1 pseudogene is annotated in these 287 nt (G+C 56.1%); it reads left to right on the plus strand.

Going from position 1 to position 287, the window contains the following annotated elements:
- A pseudogene (locus HBA93_RS20640) lies at positions 1 to 273 on the plus strand (AAA family ATPase); the annotation flags it as partial.
- Positions 274 to 287 lie beyond the last annotated feature (14 nt).

The raw sequence follows: 287 nt of genomic DNA on the forward strand, positions 1-287 counted from the left end.
GACGAACTCGTCTCGCTGTTCATAGCTGCGAAGTCCAAGCGGCAGGTGATCATGGTCACCCACAATGCGAACCTCGTGATCAATACGGATGCGGATCAGATCATCGTTGCAGAAGTCGGCCCGCATCAGATTGGCGGTCTGCCCCCGATCACCTACAGGGCTGGGGGTCTGGAAAATGCCAATATCCGCAAGGCAGTTTGTGACATTCTTGAAGGTGGCGAGGAGGCATTTCGTGAGCGGGCACGGCGTCTGCGCGTCAGACTGGAAAGATGAAATGCGTTCATCCG

It is taken from the genome of Ochrobactrum sp. SFR4 (assembly GCF_019730395.1).
Classification (GTDB): Bacteria; Pseudomonadota; Alphaproteobacteria; order Rhizobiales; family Rhizobiaceae; genus Pseudochrobactrum.